Raw genomic sequence first — 16,903 nt, forward strand, 5'->3', positions numbered from 1 at the left:
GACAACCCACGGATGCGCCTTCACATACACAACAACCTCCAACTAAATGGCTGTTGCAATCACCCCCGGAAACCGCCGCCCAAAAATGGGCACTTTTGCGTCTGCTCGCCGCGGAAGTTGCATTGACAGCGCAGGCTAGGGCTGGTTTCATATCCGGTTATGCAGATTATTCTGGTCATTTCTACCAACTTAATGAGGTTGTGGTGACCGCCACGCAGGAACTCAATCCCGGCCGCTACGAGCTGAGCCATCTGCGCTCGCTCGAGGCCGAGGCCATCCACATCATTCGCGAGGTCGCCGCGGAGTTCGAGCGGCCGGTGCTGCTGTTCTCCGGCGGCAAGGACTCCATCGTGATGCTGCACCTGGCGATCAAGGCGTTCCGGCCCGGCCGACTGCCTTTCCCGGTCATGCACGTCGACACCGGACACAACTTCGACGAGGTGCTGACCGCGCGCGACGAACTCGTCGCCGAGTCCGGGGTCCGCCTCGTCGTCGCCAAGGTGCAGGACGACATCGACGCCGGGCGTGTGGTCGAGACCATCCCGTCGCGCAACCCGATGCAGACCTTCACGCTGCTGCGCGCCATCCGGGAGAACAAGTTCGACGCGGCCTTCGGCGGCGCCCGACGTGATGAGGAGAAGGCCCGCGCCAAGGAGCGGGTGTTCTCCTTCCGCGACGAGTTTGGCCAGTGGGATCCGAAAAACCAGCGGCCTGAACTGTGGAACATCTACAACGGGCGGCACCGCAAGGGCGAGCACATTCGGGTGTTCCCGCTGTCGAACTGGACCGAATTCGACATCTGGTCCTACATCGGCGCTGAGAAGATCAAGCTGCCGTCGATCTATTACGCCCATGAGCGCAAAGTGTTCGAGCGCGACGGCATGCTGCTCGCGGTGCACAAGTACATGCAGCCCCGCAAGGACGAGGAAGTCGTCACGAAGACCGTCCGCTTCCGCACCGTCGGCGACGTAACCTGCACCGGCTGCGTCGAGTCGTTGGCGGGCACCGTTTCCGAGGTGATCGCCGAGACTGCGGTGTCACGGTTGACCGAGCGCGGCGCCACCCGCGCCGACGACCGGATCTCCGAAGCCGGCATGGAAGACCGCAAGCGCGAGGGTTACTTCTGATGACGACACTTCTGCGCATCGCGACCGCGGGCTCGGTCGACGATGGCAAGTCCACGCTGATCGGTCGGCTGCTGTTCGACTCCAAAGCTGTGATGGAGGACCAACTGGCGGCCGTCGAGCGCACCTCCAAGGAACGCGGGCACGACTACACCGACCTGGCGCTTGTCACCGACGGCCTGCGCGCCGAGCGCGAACAGGGCATCACGATCGACGTTGCCTACCGCTACTTCGCCACGGCCAAGCGGAAATTCATCATCGCCGACACCCCGGGGCACATCCAGTACACCCGCAACATGGTCACCGGCACGTCGACCGCGCAGCTGGCGATCGTGTTGGTCGACGCGCGGCACGGGCTGTTGGAGCAGTCGCGTCGGCACGCGTTTTTGGCGTCGCTGCTGGGCATCCGGCACATCGTGCTTGCGGTCAACAAGATGGACCTGATCGACTGGGACCAAAAGACATTCGAGACGACTCGTGATGAGTTCCATGAGTTCGCGGCCCGTCTCGACATCCACGACGTGACCACCATCCCGTTGTCGGCGCTGCAGGGCGACAACGTGGTGACCAAGTCGAGCAACACCCCGTGGTACGACGGGCCCTCGCTGCTGTCACACCTCGAAGAGGTCTACATCGCGGGCGACCGCAACCTCGTCGACGTGCGGTTCCCGGTGCAGTACGTGATCCGGCCGCAGACGCACCATCACCTCGACCACCGCAGCTACGCGGGCACCGTTGCCAGCGGCGTCATGCGTCCCGGCGACGAGATCGTCGTGCTGCCCAGCGGTAAGACCAGCCGCATCACCACGATCGAAGGCCCGAGCGGCCCTGTGCAGGAAGCTTTTCCGCCGATGGCCGTGTCCGTCAGCCTCGCCGACGACATTGACATCTCCCGGGGTGACCTGATCGCGCGGCCGAACAACCAGCCGCGGGTGACGCAAGAGTTCGACGCCACGGTGTGCTGGATGGCCGACGGATCGGCGCTTGAGCCCGGCCGCGACTACATCATCAAGCACACGACACACACGACGCGGGTCAGGGTGACCGCGCTCGACTACCGGCTCGACGTCAACACCCTGCACCGCGACAAGTCCGCGACTGCACTGAAACTCAATGAGCTGGGCCGCGTCTCGCTGCGCACCCAGGTGCCGCTGCTGCTCGACGAGTACAGCCGCAACTCTGCGACCGGTTCGTTCATCCTGATCGACCCCAACACCAACGGCACCGTCGCGGCAGGCATGATCCTGCCCTATGTGACGGCCCGCACCGCAAGCCCGAACACTGTGCGCCATGAATCGCTGTGCACCTCCGAAGACCGGCTGTCGAAGGGCCGCACCGTGTGGTTCACCGGTCTGTCCGGTTCCGGGAAGTCGTCGGTGGCCATGCTCGTCGAACAGAAGCTGTTGGAAAGAGGTTGTCCCGCCTATGTTCTCGACGGCGACAACCTGCGCCACGGCCTGAATGCGGACCTGGGCTTCTCGATGGCCGACCGCGCCGAGAACCAGCGCAGGCTCGCTCACATCGCCGCGATTCTGGCCGACTCGGGTCAGGTCGTGCTCGTCCCGGCGATCAGCCCGCTCGAGGAGCACCGCGCGCTGGCACGCAAGCTCACCACCGAAGCCGGCCTGGAATTCTTCGAGGTGTTCTGCGACACGCCCCTGGAGGATTGCGAACGTCGTGACCCGAAGGGGTTGTACGCCAAGGCCAGGGCCGGCGAGATCACCCACTTCACCGGGATCGACAGCCCGTATCAGCGGCCCAAGAACCCGGATCTGCGACTGACGCCGGACCGCAGCACCGAGGAACTCGCCGACCTGGTGATCGAGCTGTTGGAAAGCAAGCGGTGACCGACCACGAGGTGGCGGCACAACTGGCCACGGCGGCGGGCAAACTGCTGCTCGACATCCGTGCTGAGCTGGCCGACGCCACCGAGGCGGAGCGAAAAGCCGCGGGCGACAAGCGGTCTCACGACTTCTTGACGGACGCGCTGGCGTCGCAGCGGCCCGGTGACGCGGTGCTGTCTGAGGAGGGTGCCGACAACTCGGTGCGGCTGTCCGCCGAGCGGGTGTGGATCGTCGACCCGCTCGACGGCACCAGGGAGTTCTCCGAGCCCGGCCGCGACGACTGGGCGGTACACGTCGCGCTGTGGCAGGCGGGGGAGTTGGTCGCGGGCGCGGTTGCCCTTCCCGCACAAGGCATCACGCTTGCCACGCCGACGGTCACCGCGCCGCTGGCAGCCGCGGACAAGCCGCGCATCGTGGTGTCGCGCACCAGGCCGCCCGCCGTTGCACTCGCGGTGCGGGACGCGTTGGACGGCACGCTGGTCGAAATGGGCTCGGCCGGCGCCAAGGTCGCGTCGGTCGTGCAGGGCATCTCCGATGTCTACGTCCATGCCGGCGGCCAATACGAGTGGGACTCCGCGGCGCCGGTCGCGGTCGCCCGCGCGGCGGGCCTGCACACGTCACGCATCGACGGCACGCCGCTGGTCTACAACCAGGCCGACCCGTTGCTGCCGGACCTCGTGGTGTGCCGTCCCGAGTTCGCCGACGCGGTGCTGACGGTCACCTCGGGCTGATCGGCCGGTGCGGCGGGACCGCCGAGACGCGGTTCGCACGTTTCGTCACCGGTGACGGGTCGGTGCGGTTCGCGGCGCCCGTACTCATCGCGAACGCTGCAGCCTGATGCCAGTACGCTCGGCGCGTGAGCAACCCGACCCTGCGCGTCCTGGCCGATCTACCGCAACAGCCGGTCAGCCTCTCGGAATCGACACTGATCCTGATCGACTGCCAGAACACCTACACGCGCGGCGTGATGGAACTCGAGGGCGTGCAAGAGGCGCTCGACGAGGCCGCCGCGCTGCTCGACCGGGCGCGCTCGGCAGGCATCCCGATCATTCACATCCAGCACGACGACGGTCCCGGTTCCCTCTACGACATCGAAGGGGAGAGCGGCGCGATCGTGTCCCGCGTGGCCCCGCGCAACGGTGAACCGGTGGTGGTGAAGAACTACCCGAATTCGTTCGTGCAGACCGACCTCGACCAAGTCCTGAAGACCTCCAACGCGACGAATCTGGTGCTGGCCGGGTTCATGACGCACATGTGCGTCAACTCCACCGCCCGTGGCGCGTTCAACCTGGGCTATGCGCCGACTGTGGTCGCTAGTGCCACCGCGACGAGGGCGCTGCCAGGAGTGGGTGACTCGACGGTGTCCGCCGAGGCGCTGCAGGCCGCCAGCCTGGCCGCGATGGCTGACCTGTTCGCGGTCGTCGTGCCCGGCGCCTACGACATCCCCGATTAGTCTTTCGGCATGTCGGCCACGCCCTCCACCCAGGTCACCCGGCTCCGCGAAAAGCAGGACACGTCGCGGCGGCGGCTCGACGAACTCCTCGACAGCACACCCCTTGCGACGGTCGCTCTGGTGCGCGATGGGCATCCCGTCGTGTTCCCGACGGGCTTCGCGCGCCTCGACGACGAACTCGTCATCCACGGGTCGACCGGTTCACCGTGGCTGCGCGCGCTGGCGGCCGGCGCGTCGGCGGCGGTTTCGGTCACCGCGCTGGACGGTGTGATGGTGGCGCGCAGCGGGTTTGAGTCCTCGTTCCGCTACCGCAGCGCCGCGATCTTCGGGCGGTTCGAGGTGATCGACGGAGACGACAAAGAGCGCTATCTCGACGCGTTGGTGGAGGCCTTCATCCCGGGGCGAGTCGCCGAATTGCGGGCAAGCAACCGCAAGGAAATCGCGGCTACGCAGGCCTTGCGGCTGGCCATCGGCGAGACGAACTGGTCGTTGAAAGTCAGCGACGGCTGGCCGGAGGATCCGCCGGAGGACGTCGCGTCGGGAGCGTGGGCGGGCGTGGTGCCGATGACGGTCACCTATGGCCCGCCGCAGCCCGCCCCCGACAACCTGCCCGGCACGCCGATGCCTGCGTCTGTACGCGCGTTGAGCGGTAACTTCGACAATCCCGACTAACCTGGCCAACATGCGGATGTCGGCCAAGGCGGAGTATGCCGTCCGGGCCATGATCCAGCTCGCCACCGTCGAGGCCGGTGTGCTGGTCAAGACCGACGACCTGGCGAAGGCGCAGGGCATCCCGCCGCAGTTTCTCGTCGACATCCTGTCCGAACTGCGCACCGACCGGCTGGTCCGCAGCCACCGCGGCCGCGACGGCGGCTACGAACTGGCCAGGGCGGCCGCCGACATCAGCATCGCCGATGTCCTGCGCTGCATCGACGGGCCGCTGGCCAGCGTGCGGGATATCGGGCTGGGCGATCTGCCGTATTCGGGTCCGACCGCCGCACTGACCGACGTGTGGCGCGCGCTGCGCGCCAGCATGCGATCGGTGCTCGAAGAGACCAGCCTCGCCGACGTCGCTTCGGGTACGCTGCCCAACCACGTTGCGAAGATGGCGGGCGACTACCTCGGCCAGGAGCAGCAGCGCGGCCACACGACGGCCGAGCCGTCGCAAGATCCCGTGGGCTAGCGACGCTTGCGCAATCTGCGCGTCGCGATGCCGTCGAGCAGCATGCACAGCCCGCGGTCGAAGTCCTCCTCGGGCGACATTCGCATCGCAACCTTCGACAGTGACCCGATGTGCGGATACGCGTCGCCCGCCACCGTGCCGATCCGCGCAGCGACATCGGCCGCGTCACGGCCGCGAGTCAGCGGGCCTGCCAATTCGGTCTGCACGGCGCCGATGACGAAGCCGAGCACGGCGTGGAACGCGGCCAATCGGTCGTGGTCGGGCAGCCCGCCCCGCTCGAGTGCGGAGATCAGCGCGTCGGCGGCGGCATAACCCGTGGCCGACAACGTACGACGGGTCAGCACCAGCGGAATCGCGGCGGGGTGCGCGCGGATGCCACGCCACATCGCGTCGGCGATCGCGTACGCATCGTGCTGCCAATCGTCTGTCGGTGCGGGCAGTCGTACATCCGCGACCACCGCGGCGACGACCAACTCCTCGAGCCCTTCCTTATCGGGCACATAGTTGTAGAGCGTCATCGGTCCCGTGCCCAACGCGGCAGCCACCGATCGCATGCTCAGGGCGGAAAGCCCTTCCTCGTCGACGATTTCGAGCGCCGTCGCAGCGATCTCGTCGGTTGTGAACCGTGCCCGCATCTGTCACCCCTCGACACCCCTTGACAAGTACACCGTACGTAACGCAGTGTAGCCAACACGTACGGTGTACTTATATCGGAGGTGTAGATGCCGGCGACCATCCCGACCCAACGGGTCGACTTCTCATGCCGAGGCGAGGGCTGCGCGGCATGGCTGACGCTGCCCGCCGGACCTGGGCCCCATCCGGCCGTCGTGCTCGTGCACGGGCTCGGGGCGACACACGACATGATGCTGGCGCAGTACGAGCAGCAGTTCGCCGGAGCCGGCATAGCCACACTGGCGTTCGACTACCGCAACACCGGTAGCTCGGGTGGTCTGCCGCGCCAACACATTTCGGCTCGCGACCAACGCCAAGATGTGGTGGCGGCGCTGGAACACGTCATGGCGAGACCGGACGTCGACGCGGAGCGGGTCGGGCTGTGGGGCACCAGCCTGGGCGGAATGAACGTGGTCCGGGTCGCCGCCGAGCGCTCCGACGTGGCGGCCGCGGTGGTGCAGTGCCCGATCGTGCACGGGCCCGGTGCGGCGCGAAAATTGGGAGTGCGCGCCGCGTTGCGACTGACGCCCGCCATTGCGGAGGACATGCTCCGCACGGCATTTCGCAGGGGGCGCCGGTACATGCCGATCGTCGGGCCGCCAGCGGGCTTCGCCATGGTGACCGTCGACGGCGCCGAATCGGGTTGGCGATCGACTGTCCCGCCCGGCGGGCGGTTCGACAACCGCATCGCGGCCGCCGACGCGGTGGCCATGGTGTTGACGTCCTCGCTGCGCCACGCTCGCCGCATCGAGGCGCCGTTGCTCGTCTGCGTCTGCGACCGGGAGAACCTGATGGACCCCGCGTACGCGGCGTTGCTGGCGCGGCGCGCACCTCGTGGTGTCGCCAAGCATTACGACTCCGATCATTTCGCGATCTACCACCTGCCGCTTGCTACACAAGTGATGGCCGACCAAACCGCGTTTCTTCAGGAGCACCTCGGTGTCCGCGCGTGACCGCCTGCGCGCCAACGACGCGCGATTTCATGAGCTTGCCGCCGGGTTCAGCGCCGCGGAGTGGGCACGGCCCAGCCTGTGCGAGCACTGGTCCAACCACGATGTGCTCGCCCATCTCGTCGTCGGGCACAGCGCCTCATCCGCAACGGTGATCTCCGAAATGCTGCGCCACAGAGGGTCGTTCGACCGGGCCAACGCCGCGATGGCGCGTTCGCTCGCTGCCGCACGCACCCCGGCCGAACTGCTCGACGACTTCCAGCGACTGACCCAACGCCCGCACGGGCTCGGCCGTTACTTCCCGTCGCCGCTGCTGCTCGGCGATCACGTCACGCACGAACTCGACATATTGTTTGCGCTCGGCCGCGAGCCTGTGATCCCCGCCGATGCGCTCGTCGCTGTGCTGGAAACCCAAGTGCGCGTGCCGAACCCGTTTGTCCCCGCGTATGCGAACGGCCGCGGGTTGCGCCTGGCCGCGACCGACGTCGGCTGGACGTACGGTGATCGAGGACCGGTAGTCCGTGGCCGCGCCGCCGAACTGGTGAGCGTGCTCGGCAACCGGCCCGCGATGCTGAGCCGCCTCGACGGTGACGGTGTGGATGTGCTGACGTCGCGGGTCAGCCGCCACCTGAGCCATAAGGACGGGTGAGGATTTCCAGGTAGTGCCCGCCCGGGTCCTGGAAGTACACGCCGCGGCCGCCGTCGTTGCGGTTGATCTCGCCCGGTCTGCTGCCGTGCGGATCCGCCCAATGCTGCATGCCGCGCTCACGGATGCGGCCGTAGATCGCGTCGAACTCGTCCTCGGAAACCAGGAACGCGTAATGCTGCGGGCGGATGCCCTCGTCCGGTCCCACCTGCGCGTAGTCGAGGCTGACGCCGTGGTTCAGTTCGACGGCCAGAAACGGGCCGAATTCCTTGGCAGGTGGCAGACCGAACAACTCGGTGAAGAACCGGGCTGACTCCTCGCGGTCCTTAGCCGCGACGATGGTGTGGTTGAACGTGATCGCCATATCAATCCACGATAGGCCTATGTCAGAAGTCGAGACGCTCGCCGGTACGCGGATCAGGTTGCGTGCACCCACGATCGACGACGCGCAGCCGCTGTTCGACCACGTCGTGTCTGACCCGCAGGTATCGCGGTACATGTCGTGGCGCACGCATACCGATGTATCCGAGACGCGCCGGGTGATCACCGAGATCTTCAACGTCGGTGGCGAGACCACGTGGATCATCGAATTGCTCGACGGCGACGGTCCGATCGGGGTGTGCGGCTGGCGCAGGCCGCAACCGCACATCATCGACTTCGGTTATTTCCTGGGCAGGCCCTGGTGGGGCAGGGGCCTGATGTCGGAAGTCGTGCAACTGCTTCTCGACAAGGCCCAGCGCGACCCCACCGTGTATCGGGTCACCGCGCACTGCCATGTCGACAACGCCGCGTCCGCGGCGCTGCTGCAACGCAGCGGGCTGACGCTGGAAGGCCGGCTGGCCCGCTATGCCGTGCTGCCGAACATCAGCGGCGAGCCGCAGGACTGCCTGTTGTTCGGCAAGGCCTTGCGGTAACGACGGAGCCCGGGTGGTACGAAGGATCGATGGCGTTCGACTTTCGCGATCTTTCAGTGCCCGTCCTCGTCGCCCCGATGGCCGGTGGGCCGACGACGCCGCAACTCGCCGCGGCAGGCACCAACGCGGGCGGCCTCGGTTTCGTCGCGGCGGGCTATCTGACACCGGAGGTGTTCGCCGAGCGGCTGGCCGCGGCCCGCACCCTCACCTCCGGCCCCGTCGGCGCGAATCTGTTTGCCCCACAACCGAGTGCGGGCACCCGCGAGGACATCGCCCGGTACGCGAAGGCGCTCGCGGGGGAGGCGCAGCGGTACGGCGCGCAACTCGGTGAGCCCCGGTTCGACGACGACCACTGGGCGGCCAAGATCGAGGTGCTGCTCGACGTGCGGCCGGAGGTCGCGTCGTTCACCTTCGGCGCGCCGACCGCCGACGAGTGCCGTCGGTTGCGGGAGGCGGGCATCGCTGTGGTCGGCACCGTAACTACGTTGGCGGAGGCTTACACGGCGGTCGCCAACGGTGTCGACGCGGTCGCGGCGCAGGGGCCGGCGGCAGGCGGGCATCGCGGCACCTTCGACCCGGGCGTGCCGCCGGCCACTCAACCGCTCGACGAGTTGCTCGCGGAGGTCAAAGCCGCGGTCGACGTGCCCGTTGTCGCCGCGGGCGGATTGATGACGGCCGAGGACGTCGCGAGAGTTTTGGCTGCAGGCGCCGCCGCGGCCCAGTTGGGCACCGCGTTCCTGCTGTCCGACGAAGCGGGCAGCAGCCCGGTGCACCGCGCCGCGCTGCAGAATCCGCGATTCACCGAAACCGTTGTCACGCGCGCATTCTCGGGCCGCTATGCACGCGGACTGCGCAACCGGTTCGTCGACGAGCACGAGGCGGAGGCGACGTACGGTTACCCCGAGATCCATTGGCTGACCAGTCCGTTGCGTGCCGCGTCCGTGCGCGCCGGTGACCCGGAGGCCGTCAACGTGTGGGCGGGCACCGGATTTCGGCAGGCCAGGACGGGGACCGTCGCGGAGATAATCGCGTCGTTGACGTAGCGTGGGGTTACGGACGGGCCTCGTAGACGATGTTGAACGGTGTCTCAGTGGCCCGCCGGAACTGCGTGAAGCCGCCGCCGTCGACGACGACCTCGCGCAGGCGTTGTTCGCCGGCCTGCGCACCGAGTGCGGGACCGTTGCGCGCCAATGACACCGGCACGCAGACCTGCGATGACGCCCCGTACATCACCCGGCCGACCGGGTTGAGGTTGTCCTGGATGCGGTCATTTGCGAACGGCTCCACGATCATTGCGATGCCGTCGCCGGCGAGTGCGTCGCGCGCGTGCCGCGCCGCGCTGACGGGATCGCCCATATCGTGCAGGCAGTCGAAGAACGCGATCAGGTCGAAATCCTCGCCTTTGTAGCTGACGGCGTCTGCCACCTCAAACGACGCGTTCTCGACACCGGCGGCCGCGGCGCGGGTGGTCGCCACCTGTATGGAGTCCGGGTGGTAGTCGTACCCGATGAACGTCGAATTCGGATAGGCCTTGGCCATCAGCACGGTGCTTGCCCCGTGACCGCAGCCGACATCGGCGACTTTGGCGCCGGCCTGCAGGCGATCTACCGCGCCGTCGAGTGCGGGCAGCCACGACTCGAGCAGGTTCACGTTGTAGCCGGCTCGGAAAAAGCGTTCGGTGCCGACGAACAGGCACGGGTGGTGTTCGCCCCACTCCATGCCCTCACCGGTCTGGAAGTTCTCGACTGTGCGCCCGAGCGCGTGGAACAGCGCCTGGACGATGTGGTAGGCACCGGGCACGTCGACCGGCCCGTTGGGATCGGCCAGGCATGCCGCTTGTTCTGCAGACATCGACCACTTGCCCGTGTCGGGGTCGTACTCGACGTAGCCGGCGGCGCCCTGATTGCCGAGCCACTCCCGGAGGTATCGCTCGTGGGTGCCCGTCTTTTCCGCCAACTCGTCCGACGTCAGCGACCCGGCGGCCAGCGCCCGGTACAGCCCGAGGCGATCGCCCACCAGCACGAGCGTGGCGCTGACTGCGGCACCGAGATCAGCGACCGCCTTGCCTAGGAATTCGTTCAGCTTTGCTTCGTCAATGGCCATTGCACTCACCCCCACCCAATTCCTACGTCGAACGTGAACTTGTGTGCGAGGAATCGGCAAGATTTCGAGCACAAGTTCAGCTTCGCCCCGACGCCGACCCCGACGCCAAGCGGCGCTAGCGCGAATCCTCGATGATCACGTCGCCGTTCTCCGAGCGCGCGGTGATGACCGCCGCGGCCTTCTCTCGATCGGTCGCCTGCGGAACCCGTACCACCGTGTCGCCGTTGTCGGTGCTCGCATTCACCGCATAGGGGCCACGCGCAGGCAGCGCGATGACCACGTCGCCGTTATCGCTGGTGATGTCGATGGTGCGCGGTGGAGCTTCGGCGAAGTCCACCTTGACATCGCCGTTATCGGCTGTGGCAGTGAATGACTCGGACACCGAGATCGGATCACGGCTGACCACATCGCCGTTGTCGGTGTCGACCTCGATGCGCCGAGCGGAGCCGCCGAGGATGACCCGCCCATTGTCGGTGTGCGCAATCAGTTGATCGATGCCGGCCTGCGCGAACACTATCCCGTTGTCCTGCCGGGTGGTGACCGACAATCGTCTGGCCAGCTCCGGCGGCAGCAGCAGCGTCATCTCGCCCGCCCGGCCCCAATCCAGAAACGGCGTTGATTCGCCGCTGATCATGATTCGTGTGTCGCCGCCTTCGGCCTTGACCGCCAAGGGATGTGCCCCTGCCCGGGTCGAATTGACCATCCGCAGATCGGCCCGCGGCTCACGGGCGTCACGGTCGGTGGTGATGCGGATCGCGACCGGTGTGTCGCCGGTGTCGACCACCACTGACCGCATCCCGGCGGGCAGCGGCTTGCTGTCAGTGATGACCCGGAAGCTGGAGATACCCCACGCCACCGTGCCGAGCGAGGCAAGGGCCCCCACCACCAGCACCACCGCGCCGGCGATGAGCACAAACCGGAACGCGGTCCGCCAGCCGGGGGACAGCGGAGGCGGCGCACTGGTCGGTGCCGGTGGTGGGGGAGCAAAGGTTGTCATCAGCCAAAACCCTTTCAGCGGTTCACGATTCGAGGTAGCGCAGCACCGCCAGCACGCGGCGGTTCTCGCTCTCGTCGGGTGCCAGATCCAGCTTCGTGAAGATCGACGCGATGTGTTTCTCGGCGGACCCGACCGAGATGTGCAGTGCCGAGGCGATCGCGGAGTTCGTCTTGCCTTCTGCCATCAGTTGCAGCACGTCGCGTTCGCGCGGCGTCAACTCGTCGAGCGCGCTGCGGCGGTGCGAACGCACCAGGATCTGCGACACCACTTCCGGGTCCAGGACGGTGCCGCCACCACCCACCACGTCCACGGCGTCGAGGAACGCGGGCACATCGGCGACGCGGTCCTTGAGCAGATAGCCGAATCCTCTTGTGTCCGAGGCGATCAGGTCAGCGGCGTAGCGCTCCTCGACGTAGTGCGACAACACCAGCACCGGGGACTCCGGGTTCTGGCTGCGCAGCAGCGCCGCGGCGCGGATGCCTTCGTCAGTGAAGGTGGGAGGCATTCGCACGTCGACGATGGCGAGGTCGGGTCGCTTCTCATTGACCAGACGGAGCAGGTTGGTCGCATCGGGCACACCCGCGATCACCTCGTGGCCGGCGTCGATGAGGATTCGCTCGATGCCGGCCCGCAGCAGCGCCGAATCCTCGGCGATCACGACGCGCATGGCAGTACCGCTGTGACGATGGTCGGCCCGGTGCTGGGGCTGGACACGTGGAAGGTGCCGTGCGCGGCACGCACCCGTTCCTCGAGGCCGCGCAGGCCGGTGGCGTTCTCGTCGGTGGTGATCGCGGCGCCGCCGCGGCCGTCGTCGAACACCGAGACGTAGAGCTGATTGGCGGCCTCGTCGAGTCGCACCGTCACCACCGCCCGCGAGGCGCTGGCGTGTTTGGCGACGTTGGTCACCGCCTCTGCGACGACGAAATACGCGACCGACTCCACTTCGTCCGGCAACCTGCGGGGCAGATACAGATTCAAAGCGATCGGCACGCCCGTGCTCTCCGCGCGTTGCACCACCGCCGACAGCGCGGCGTCCAGGCCGCGGTCGGACAGGATTGTCGGCGCGATGCCGCGGACCACGTTGCGCAACTCGACGAGTGCACTCTTGGCATCGTCGTGGGCCTCCGCGATCAACTGTTTGGCCGCGGGCAGGTCGGTGTCCAGCTTGGTCTGGGCCAGACCGATGGTCATGGCCAGTGACACCAATCGGGGCTGCACGCTGTCGTGCAGATCGCGTTCGATCCGGTGGCGCTCCGTCTGCGCAGACGACACCGCGCCCTGACGCGCATATGACAGCGCGCTGACCTGGTGCTGCAGCGCGGCGGTCGGCGAAGGGGACAACAGCCAGCGATCGATGACAGCGTCGACGGCCGGCGCGAAGACCAGGATGGCCACCGCGCCGACGACGGCGAGGACCGCCAGCAGAAACGCCAGCGGCGGCGACAGGAACGACAATCCGGCGTCGGCGTCGCTGTGTCTGATTGCGATGGCCGCGGCCGGGCCGAGGAAAGCGAACGCCAGCAATGCAAGTGCCACACCCGCTGCCAGCATGTCGTAGGCCATCCGCAGATAGTGGTGGGCGGTGGCTTTCCAGAACCGGGCGCTGCTGATGTCCAGCCACAGTTGGTGCAACCACCGCTGGAATCCGGCATACGGTGACAGCCGCCGCGGGGGAACGGCGATGCCGAGGCCGAACACCGCCTCGCTGCGCAGCCGTTCGACGTGTTCGACGCCGCGCATCAGGTAGATGAACACCACTGCCGACAGGGCGAAGCCGATGCCGCTGGGTATCGACGAGATGCCGATGATCAGGATCGCCAGCGGGATCCAGAACCAGCCTGTCGCGACCGCTGCCCCGGTGAGCAGCGAGGCGGTCGACACCACGCCGATGTTGCGGTGGCGCACCGCGGCGCCGTCGCCGGTAGCGGGTGCCTGCGAGGTCTCGGGACTCGTGTCGGTGAGTGCGACCATGCCTTCAACCTATGGACCGCAGGCGCGCAGCGACACAGCGTTTTCCCGAGACCCTGCCGGGGGAAAACCCCCGTAGGCGCGATGATGACGCAATGACGACGACGGACCGGCAGCAACGCCTCAGCTTCCTGGGCCCCAACTGGTTCGCCTCGGTGATGGGCACCGGCATCGTGGCCACCGCTGGTGCCACCCTGCCGGTTCACATCCCTGGCCTGCGGGCGTTCGCCGAGGCGGTGTGGGTCGCGACGACGGTATGGCTGGTGATGCTGATAGTCGCGGTGGTCGCGCACTGGGTACGGCATCCGACCGTGGCGCGCAGCCACGCCCACAACCCGCAGATGGGCCACTTCTACGGCGCGGCGCCGATGGCGTTGCTGACCGTCGGCGCAGGCGCGACGCTCGTCGGCAGGGATCTGATCGGCGAACAGGCGGCCGCCGACCTGGACTGGGTGCTGTGGACGGCGGGAACCGCCGGCGGGCTGTTCACCGCGATCAGCATCCCGTACCTGATGTTCACTCAGTACCGGGTAGAACCCGATGCCGCCTTCGGTGGTTGGCTGATGCCGGTGGTGCCGCCCATGGTGTCGGCCGCGACGGGCGCTCTGCTGATCCCGCACATGGCACCCGGCACCGGCAGGCAAACCATGCTCTACGGGTGTTACGCGATGTTCGGGCTGTCGCTCGTAGCGTCGCTGATCATCATCACGATGGTGTGGAGTCGGCTCGCGCACTACGGCACCTCCGGCACGGCGCGGGTGCCGACGTTGTGGATTGTGCTGGGCCCGCTCGGCCAATCCATAACGGCGGCAGGGCTTCTCGGCGCGAACGCCGCACTCGCGGTGGATCCGGACCTGGCCGACGGGATGGCCGTATTCGCGATCGTCTACGGGGTTCCGGTGTGGGGTTTCGCGGTGCTGTGGATCGCGTTGGCGACGGCACTGACGATCCGCACGTTGCGCCGCGGTATGCCGTTCGCACTGACTTGGTGGAGCCTGACTTTCCCGGTGGGTACCTTCGTCACCGGCACGACACAGTTGGCGGTGCACACCGGGCTGCCGTCGTTTCGCGTCGCCGCCGCCATCGGATATGTGGGGCTGCTGAGCACGTGGTGTCTGGTTGCGGCGCGGACATTGCGAGGCGGCTTGCAGGGCAACATCTTCGCGCCGCCTTCGCCGAATCCGATCAGGGCAAAAAAGGATCCGCCTGCCTAGCGTGGCAGACTCGCCGCATGGCGACCGAGCCCCTGATCTCTCACGTCTCGGATACGGCGCGCTGGGTTGCCACCTACCGGGCGATCGAATCGGCCCGTCCTGACGCGCTTTTCGACGACCCGCTGGCCGACCGGCTCGCCGGTGAGCGCGGTCGTGCCATCGTGGCTAAAGGGCCGCGCGCACTTCGTAACGGCTGGTGGTTGGTGGCCCGCACCAAGGTCATCGACGACGTCATCCTCGAAGCCATCGACGGCGGTTGTGACAAGGTGCTCAACCTGGCCGCGGGACTCGACACCCGGCCGTACAGGTTGGAGCTGCCACCCGATTTCGCGTGGGTCGAGGCGGACCTGCCCGACCTGCTCGCCGAAAAGCAGCAGGCGTTGGCCGACCAGCCCCCGCGCTGCCGGTTGGCCAGGCACGCAGTCGATCTGGCTGATCCCGTCGCCAGGGATGCCTTTTTGGACGAGGAGTTGGCAGGCGTCAGGCGAGCCCTGGTCTTGACCGAAGGGCTGCTGATGTATCTCGAACAACGCGACGTGGTGTCGTTGTCGGCGGCGCTGAAGCGGCCCGAGGTGGCCTGGTGGATGCTCGACTTCTCCGGCCCCGGCCTGCAGAAGCGGTTGAACAAGCGCAGCCGAGGCATGCTGGACAGCGCGCCGTTCAAATTCGCCCCCGAGAACGGTGTGGCGTTCTTTGAGGACCTCGGCTGGCGGGCCATCGAAATCGAATCGGTGTTCACGGTGGCGCGCCGCATCAACCGATTGCCGCGGTGGATGCGCCCGCTGGCGTGGCTGCCGCAACCCGATCCAGGCAAGCCCGGCAACAGCACCTACAGCGGTGTGGTCCGCTTCGCGCAGGCCTGACGATCCGGGTTGCGGCCGGCCCGTGCCAGAATCGCGGCGTGCGAATCGGGATGACCATGCCGGTGATGGAAACCAATCTGGACGCGGCGACGCTGAAGGCGTGGGCCACGGTCACCGACGGCGGCCCGTTCACGTCGCTGTGCTGGGGTGAGCGCATCGCGTTCGACAACCCCGAGGCGTTGACGCTGCTCGGCGCACTCGCGGCTTGGACCGACAGGGTTCGGTTGGTGATGACGGTCGTCGTGCCACAACTGCACGACCCGGTGATGCTGGCCAAACAGTTGGCGACCGGCGACATGCTCAGCGGCGGCCGACTGACCGTGGGTATCGGCATCGGTGGCAGGCAGGAGGACTACCGCGCGGTGGGCGCCGACCCGGCGACACAGACGATGCGCGGACTTGCCGACAGGGTGGCCGTGATGAAGCGCGTCTGGGCCGGTGAAAAAGTCACCGAGTCCGTGGTTCCGGTCGGCCCCGCGCCGGTCCAGGCAGGCGGGCCCGACCTGCTGGTCGGCACCATGGGCCCGAAAACCGTTCGCAGTGCGGCATCCTGGGCCGACGGACTGGCCGGAACCACTCTGGACCTGGACACCGAGAAACAGGACGAGCTCTTCGAGGTGGCCCGGCAGGCGTGGGCCAACGCGGGAAAGCCCAAACCGCAGCTTGCGACGTCTTTCTGGTTCGCGATCGGCGACGACGCCGCCGAAGCCAGGGCGCAGGTGCACCGGCATCTGCTGCGGTACATGAATTGGATCCCGGGCAGTGTCGTCGACGCGATGGCGCCCGGCACCGGATGGGCGGGCGATGACGACGATCTGGCCGCGGTGCTGCGTAAGTTCGCCGACATCGGCACCGACGAGGTGCACCTCATCCCGACGAGTTCCGACATCGACCAGTTGCGCCGGGTCGCCGACGTGGTCACCGACTTCCGCTGAGCCGGTGAAAGATTCGGGCCCCTCCCCGGTCCGCCGA

Annotated in this window: 19 protein-coding genes; 13 read left to right on the forward strand and 6 right to left on the reverse strand. The window is 67.3% G+C overall.

What is annotated here, in order from left to right:
- Positions 1-203: 203 nt before the first annotated feature.
- The 6 genes from cysD to A5724_RS00835 all read left to right on the forward strand — a co-directional run bounded on the left by cysD (position 204) and on the right by A5724_RS00835 (position 5,604).
- Positions 204-1,127, forward strand: coding sequence for a sulfate adenylyltransferase subunit CysD (cysD, locus tag A5724_RS00810; RefSeq protein ID WP_067794824.1), 924 nt, complete (start codon positions 204-206; stop codon positions 1,125-1,127).
- Positions 1,127-2,971, forward strand: a complete 1,845-nt coding sequence (gene cysN, locus A5724_RS00815; RefSeq protein ID WP_067794667.1) for a sulfate adenylyltransferase subunit CysN — start codon at positions 1,127-1,129, stop codon at positions 2,969-2,971. The genes cysD and cysN overlap by 1 nt, the downstream gene beginning before the upstream one ends.
- Positions 2,968-3,699, forward strand: a complete 732-nt coding sequence (locus A5724_RS00820; RefSeq protein ID WP_067794672.1) for a 3'(2'),5'-bisphosphate nucleotidase CysQ — start codon at positions 2,968-2,970, stop codon at positions 3,697-3,699. The genes cysN and A5724_RS00820 overlap by 4 nt, the downstream gene beginning before the upstream one ends.
- Positions 3,700-3,824: 125 nt before the next feature.
- Positions 3,825-4,421 (forward strand): cysteine hydrolase family protein, encoded by a 597-nt coding sequence (locus A5724_RS00825; RefSeq protein ID WP_067794676.1) that lies wholly within the window; start codon positions 3,825-3,827, stop codon positions 4,419-4,421.
- A 9-nt stretch (positions 4,422-4,430) separates the two neighbouring features.
- Positions 4,431-5,093 (forward strand): pyridoxamine 5'-phosphate oxidase family protein, encoded by a 663-nt coding sequence (locus tag A5724_RS00830; protein ID WP_067794679.1) that lies wholly within the window; start codon positions 4,431-4,433, stop codon positions 5,091-5,093.
- A 10-nt stretch (positions 5,094-5,103) separates the two neighbouring features.
- Positions 5,104-5,604 carry an RrF2 family transcriptional regulator gene (locus A5724_RS00835; protein WP_067794682.1) on the forward strand — a complete coding sequence of 167 codons (501 nt, stop codon included), beginning with the start codon at positions 5,104-5,106 and terminating at the stop codon, positions 5,602-5,604.
- Here the strand turns inward: A5724_RS00835 and A5724_RS00840 are convergent.
- Positions 5,601-6,239, reverse strand: a complete 639-nt coding sequence (locus A5724_RS00840; protein WP_067794685.1) for a TetR/AcrR family transcriptional regulator — start codon at positions 6,237-6,239, stop codon at positions 5,601-5,603. The genes A5724_RS00835 and A5724_RS00840 overlap by 4 nt on opposite strands.
- Positions 6,240-6,326: 87 nt before the next feature.
- Between A5724_RS00840 and A5724_RS00845 the strand changes: the two genes are divergently transcribed.
- The gene (locus A5724_RS00845; RefSeq protein ID WP_067794688.1) at positions 6,327-7,229 is read left to right on the forward strand and encodes an alpha/beta hydrolase; all 903 of its coding nucleotides are present in this window, start codon (positions 6,327-6,329) and stop codon (positions 7,227-7,229) included.
- Positions 7,216-7,875 carry a maleylpyruvate isomerase family mycothiol-dependent enzyme gene (locus A5724_RS00850; protein ID WP_067794691.1) on the forward strand — a complete coding sequence of 220 codons (660 nt, stop codon included), beginning with the start codon at positions 7,216-7,218 and terminating at the stop codon, positions 7,873-7,875. The genes A5724_RS00845 and A5724_RS00850 overlap by 14 nt, the downstream gene beginning before the upstream one ends.
- Here A5724_RS00850 and A5724_RS00855 read toward each other — a convergent pair.
- Positions 7,844-8,236, reverse strand: a complete 393-nt coding sequence (locus tag A5724_RS00855; RefSeq protein WP_067794694.1) for a VOC family protein — start codon at positions 8,234-8,236, stop codon at positions 7,844-7,846. The two genes, A5724_RS00850 and A5724_RS00855, sit on opposite strands and share 32 nt — an antisense overlap.
- A gap of 19 nt (positions 8,237-8,255) precedes the next feature.
- Here A5724_RS00855 and A5724_RS00860 point away from each other — a divergent pair, with 19 nt between their 5' ends.
- Both A5724_RS00860 and A5724_RS00865 read left to right on the forward strand, forming a co-directional pair.
- Complete coding sequence (locus tag A5724_RS00860) at positions 8,256-8,786, forward strand: GNAT family N-acetyltransferase (RefSeq protein WP_067794697.1); 531 nt, start codon at positions 8,256-8,258, stop codon at positions 8,784-8,786.
- Between the two features lie 29 nt (positions 8,787-8,815).
- The gene (locus A5724_RS00865; RefSeq protein ID WP_067794701.1) at positions 8,816-9,829 is read left to right on the forward strand and encodes a nitronate monooxygenase; all 1,014 of its coding nucleotides are present in this window, start codon (positions 8,816-8,818) and stop codon (positions 9,827-9,829) included.
- 7 nt (positions 9,830-9,836) lie between these two features.
- On the opposite strand, the gene A5724_RS00870 is transcribed toward A5724_RS00865, so the two are convergent.
- From A5724_RS00870 to A5724_RS00885, 4 genes are all read right to left on the reverse strand, one after another.
- The gene (locus A5724_RS00870) at positions 9,837-10,889 is read right to left on the reverse strand and encodes a methyltransferase domain-containing protein (protein WP_067794704.1); all 1,053 of its coding nucleotides are present in this window, start codon (positions 10,887-10,889) and stop codon (positions 9,837-9,839) included.
- A gap of 115 nt (positions 10,890-11,004) precedes the next feature.
- On the reverse strand, positions 11,005-11,886 hold the full coding sequence (locus A5724_RS00875) for a DUF4097 family beta strand repeat-containing protein (RefSeq protein WP_067794707.1): 882 nt from the start codon (positions 11,884-11,886) through the stop codon (positions 11,005-11,007).
- A 22-nt stretch (positions 11,887-11,908) separates the two neighbouring features.
- Positions 11,909-12,553, reverse strand: a complete 645-nt coding sequence (locus tag A5724_RS00880) for a response regulator transcription factor (protein ID WP_067794710.1) — start codon at positions 12,551-12,553, stop codon at positions 11,909-11,911.
- The gene (locus tag A5724_RS00885; protein ID WP_067794713.1) at positions 12,541-13,857 is read right to left on the reverse strand and encodes a sensor histidine kinase; all 1,317 of its coding nucleotides are present in this window, start codon (positions 13,855-13,857) and stop codon (positions 12,541-12,543) included. The genes A5724_RS00880 and A5724_RS00885 overlap by 13 nt, the downstream gene beginning before the upstream one ends.
- Before the next feature lie 92 nt (positions 13,858-13,949).
- Here A5724_RS00885 and A5724_RS00890 point away from each other — a divergent pair, with 92 nt between their 5' ends.
- From A5724_RS00890 to A5724_RS00900, 3 genes are read left to right on the forward strand one after another with little or no spacing between them, the layout of a single operon-like run.
- Positions 13,950-15,068 carry a TDT family transporter gene (locus A5724_RS00890; RefSeq protein WP_156752069.1) on the forward strand — a complete coding sequence of 373 codons (1,119 nt, stop codon included), beginning with the start codon at positions 13,950-13,952 and terminating at the stop codon, positions 15,066-15,068.
- A 17-nt stretch (positions 15,069-15,085) separates the two neighbouring features.
- Positions 15,086-15,931 carry an SAM-dependent methyltransferase gene (locus A5724_RS00895; RefSeq protein WP_067794716.1) on the forward strand — a complete coding sequence of 282 codons (846 nt, stop codon included), beginning with the start codon at positions 15,086-15,088 and terminating at the stop codon, positions 15,929-15,931.
- Positions 15,932-15,981: 50 nt separating this feature from the next.
- Positions 15,982-16,866, forward strand: coding sequence for an LLM class flavin-dependent oxidoreductase (locus A5724_RS00900; RefSeq protein WP_067794719.1), 885 nt, complete (start codon positions 15,982-15,984; stop codon positions 16,864-16,866).
- The last annotated feature ends 37 nt before the right edge of the window (positions 16,867-16,903 follow it).

The sequence above is a fragment of the Mycobacterium sp. ACS1612 genome (assembly GCF_001667505.1).
In the GTDB taxonomy this organism is placed as follows: domain Bacteria; phylum Actinomycetota; class Actinomycetes; order Mycobacteriales; family Mycobacteriaceae; genus Mycobacterium.

What these genes read in the sequence shown, in the direction of transcription:
- cysN (WP_067794667.1), top strand. Translation starts at nt 1,127, where the DNA reads ATGACGACACTTCTGCGCATCGCGACCGCGGGCTCGGTCGACGATGGC.
- A5724_RS00830 (WP_067794679.1), top strand. Translation starts at nt 4,431, where the DNA reads ATGTCGGCCACGCCCTCCACCCAGGTCACCCGGCTCCGCGAAAAGCAG.
- A5724_RS00835 (WP_067794682.1), top strand. Translation starts at nt 5,104, where the DNA reads ATGCGGATGTCGGCCAAGGCGGAGTATGCCGTCCGGGCCATGATCCAG.
- A5724_RS00840 (WP_067794685.1), bottom strand. Translation starts at nt 6,239, where the DNA reads ATGCGGGCACGGTTCACAACCGACGAGATCGCTGCGACGGCGCTCGAA.
- A5724_RS00845 (WP_067794688.1), top strand. Translation starts at nt 6,327, where the DNA reads ATGCCGGCGACCATCCCGACCCAACGGGTCGACTTCTCATGCCGAGGC.
- A5724_RS00855 (WP_067794694.1), bottom strand. Translation starts at nt 8,236, where the DNA reads ATGGCGATCACGTTCAACCACACCATCGTCGCGGCTAAGGACCGCGAG.
- A5724_RS00860 (WP_067794697.1), top strand. Translation starts at nt 8,256, where the DNA reads ATGTCAGAAGTCGAGACGCTCGCCGGTACGCGGATCAGGTTGCGTGCA.
- A5724_RS00865 (WP_067794701.1), top strand. Translation starts at nt 8,816, where the DNA reads ATGGCGTTCGACTTTCGCGATCTTTCAGTGCCCGTCCTCGTCGCCCCG.
- A5724_RS00870 (WP_067794704.1), bottom strand. Translation starts at nt 10,889, where the DNA reads ATGGCCATTGACGAAGCAAAGCTGAACGAATTCCTAGGCAAGGCGGTC.
- A5724_RS00875 (WP_067794707.1), bottom strand. Translation starts at nt 11,886, where the DNA reads ATGACAACCTTTGCTCCCCCACCACCGGCACCGACCAGTGCGCCGCCT.
- A5724_RS00880 (WP_067794710.1), bottom strand. Translation starts at nt 12,553, where the DNA reads ATGCGCGTCGTGATCGCCGAGGATTCGGCGCTGCTGCGGGCCGGCATC.
- A5724_RS00885 (WP_067794713.1), bottom strand. Translation starts at nt 13,857, where the DNA reads ATGGTCGCACTCACCGACACGAGTCCCGAGACCTCGCAGGCACCCGCT.
- A5724_RS00890 (WP_156752069.1), top strand. Translation starts at nt 13,950, where the DNA reads ATGACGACGACGGACCGGCAGCAACGCCTCAGCTTCCTGGGCCCCAAC.
- A5724_RS00895 (WP_067794716.1), top strand. Translation starts at nt 15,086, where the DNA reads ATGGCGACCGAGCCCCTGATCTCTCACGTCTCGGATACGGCGCGCTGG.
- A5724_RS00900 (WP_067794719.1), top strand. Translation starts at nt 15,982, where the DNA reads ATGACCATGCCGGTGATGGAAACCAATCTGGACGCGGCGACGCTGAAG.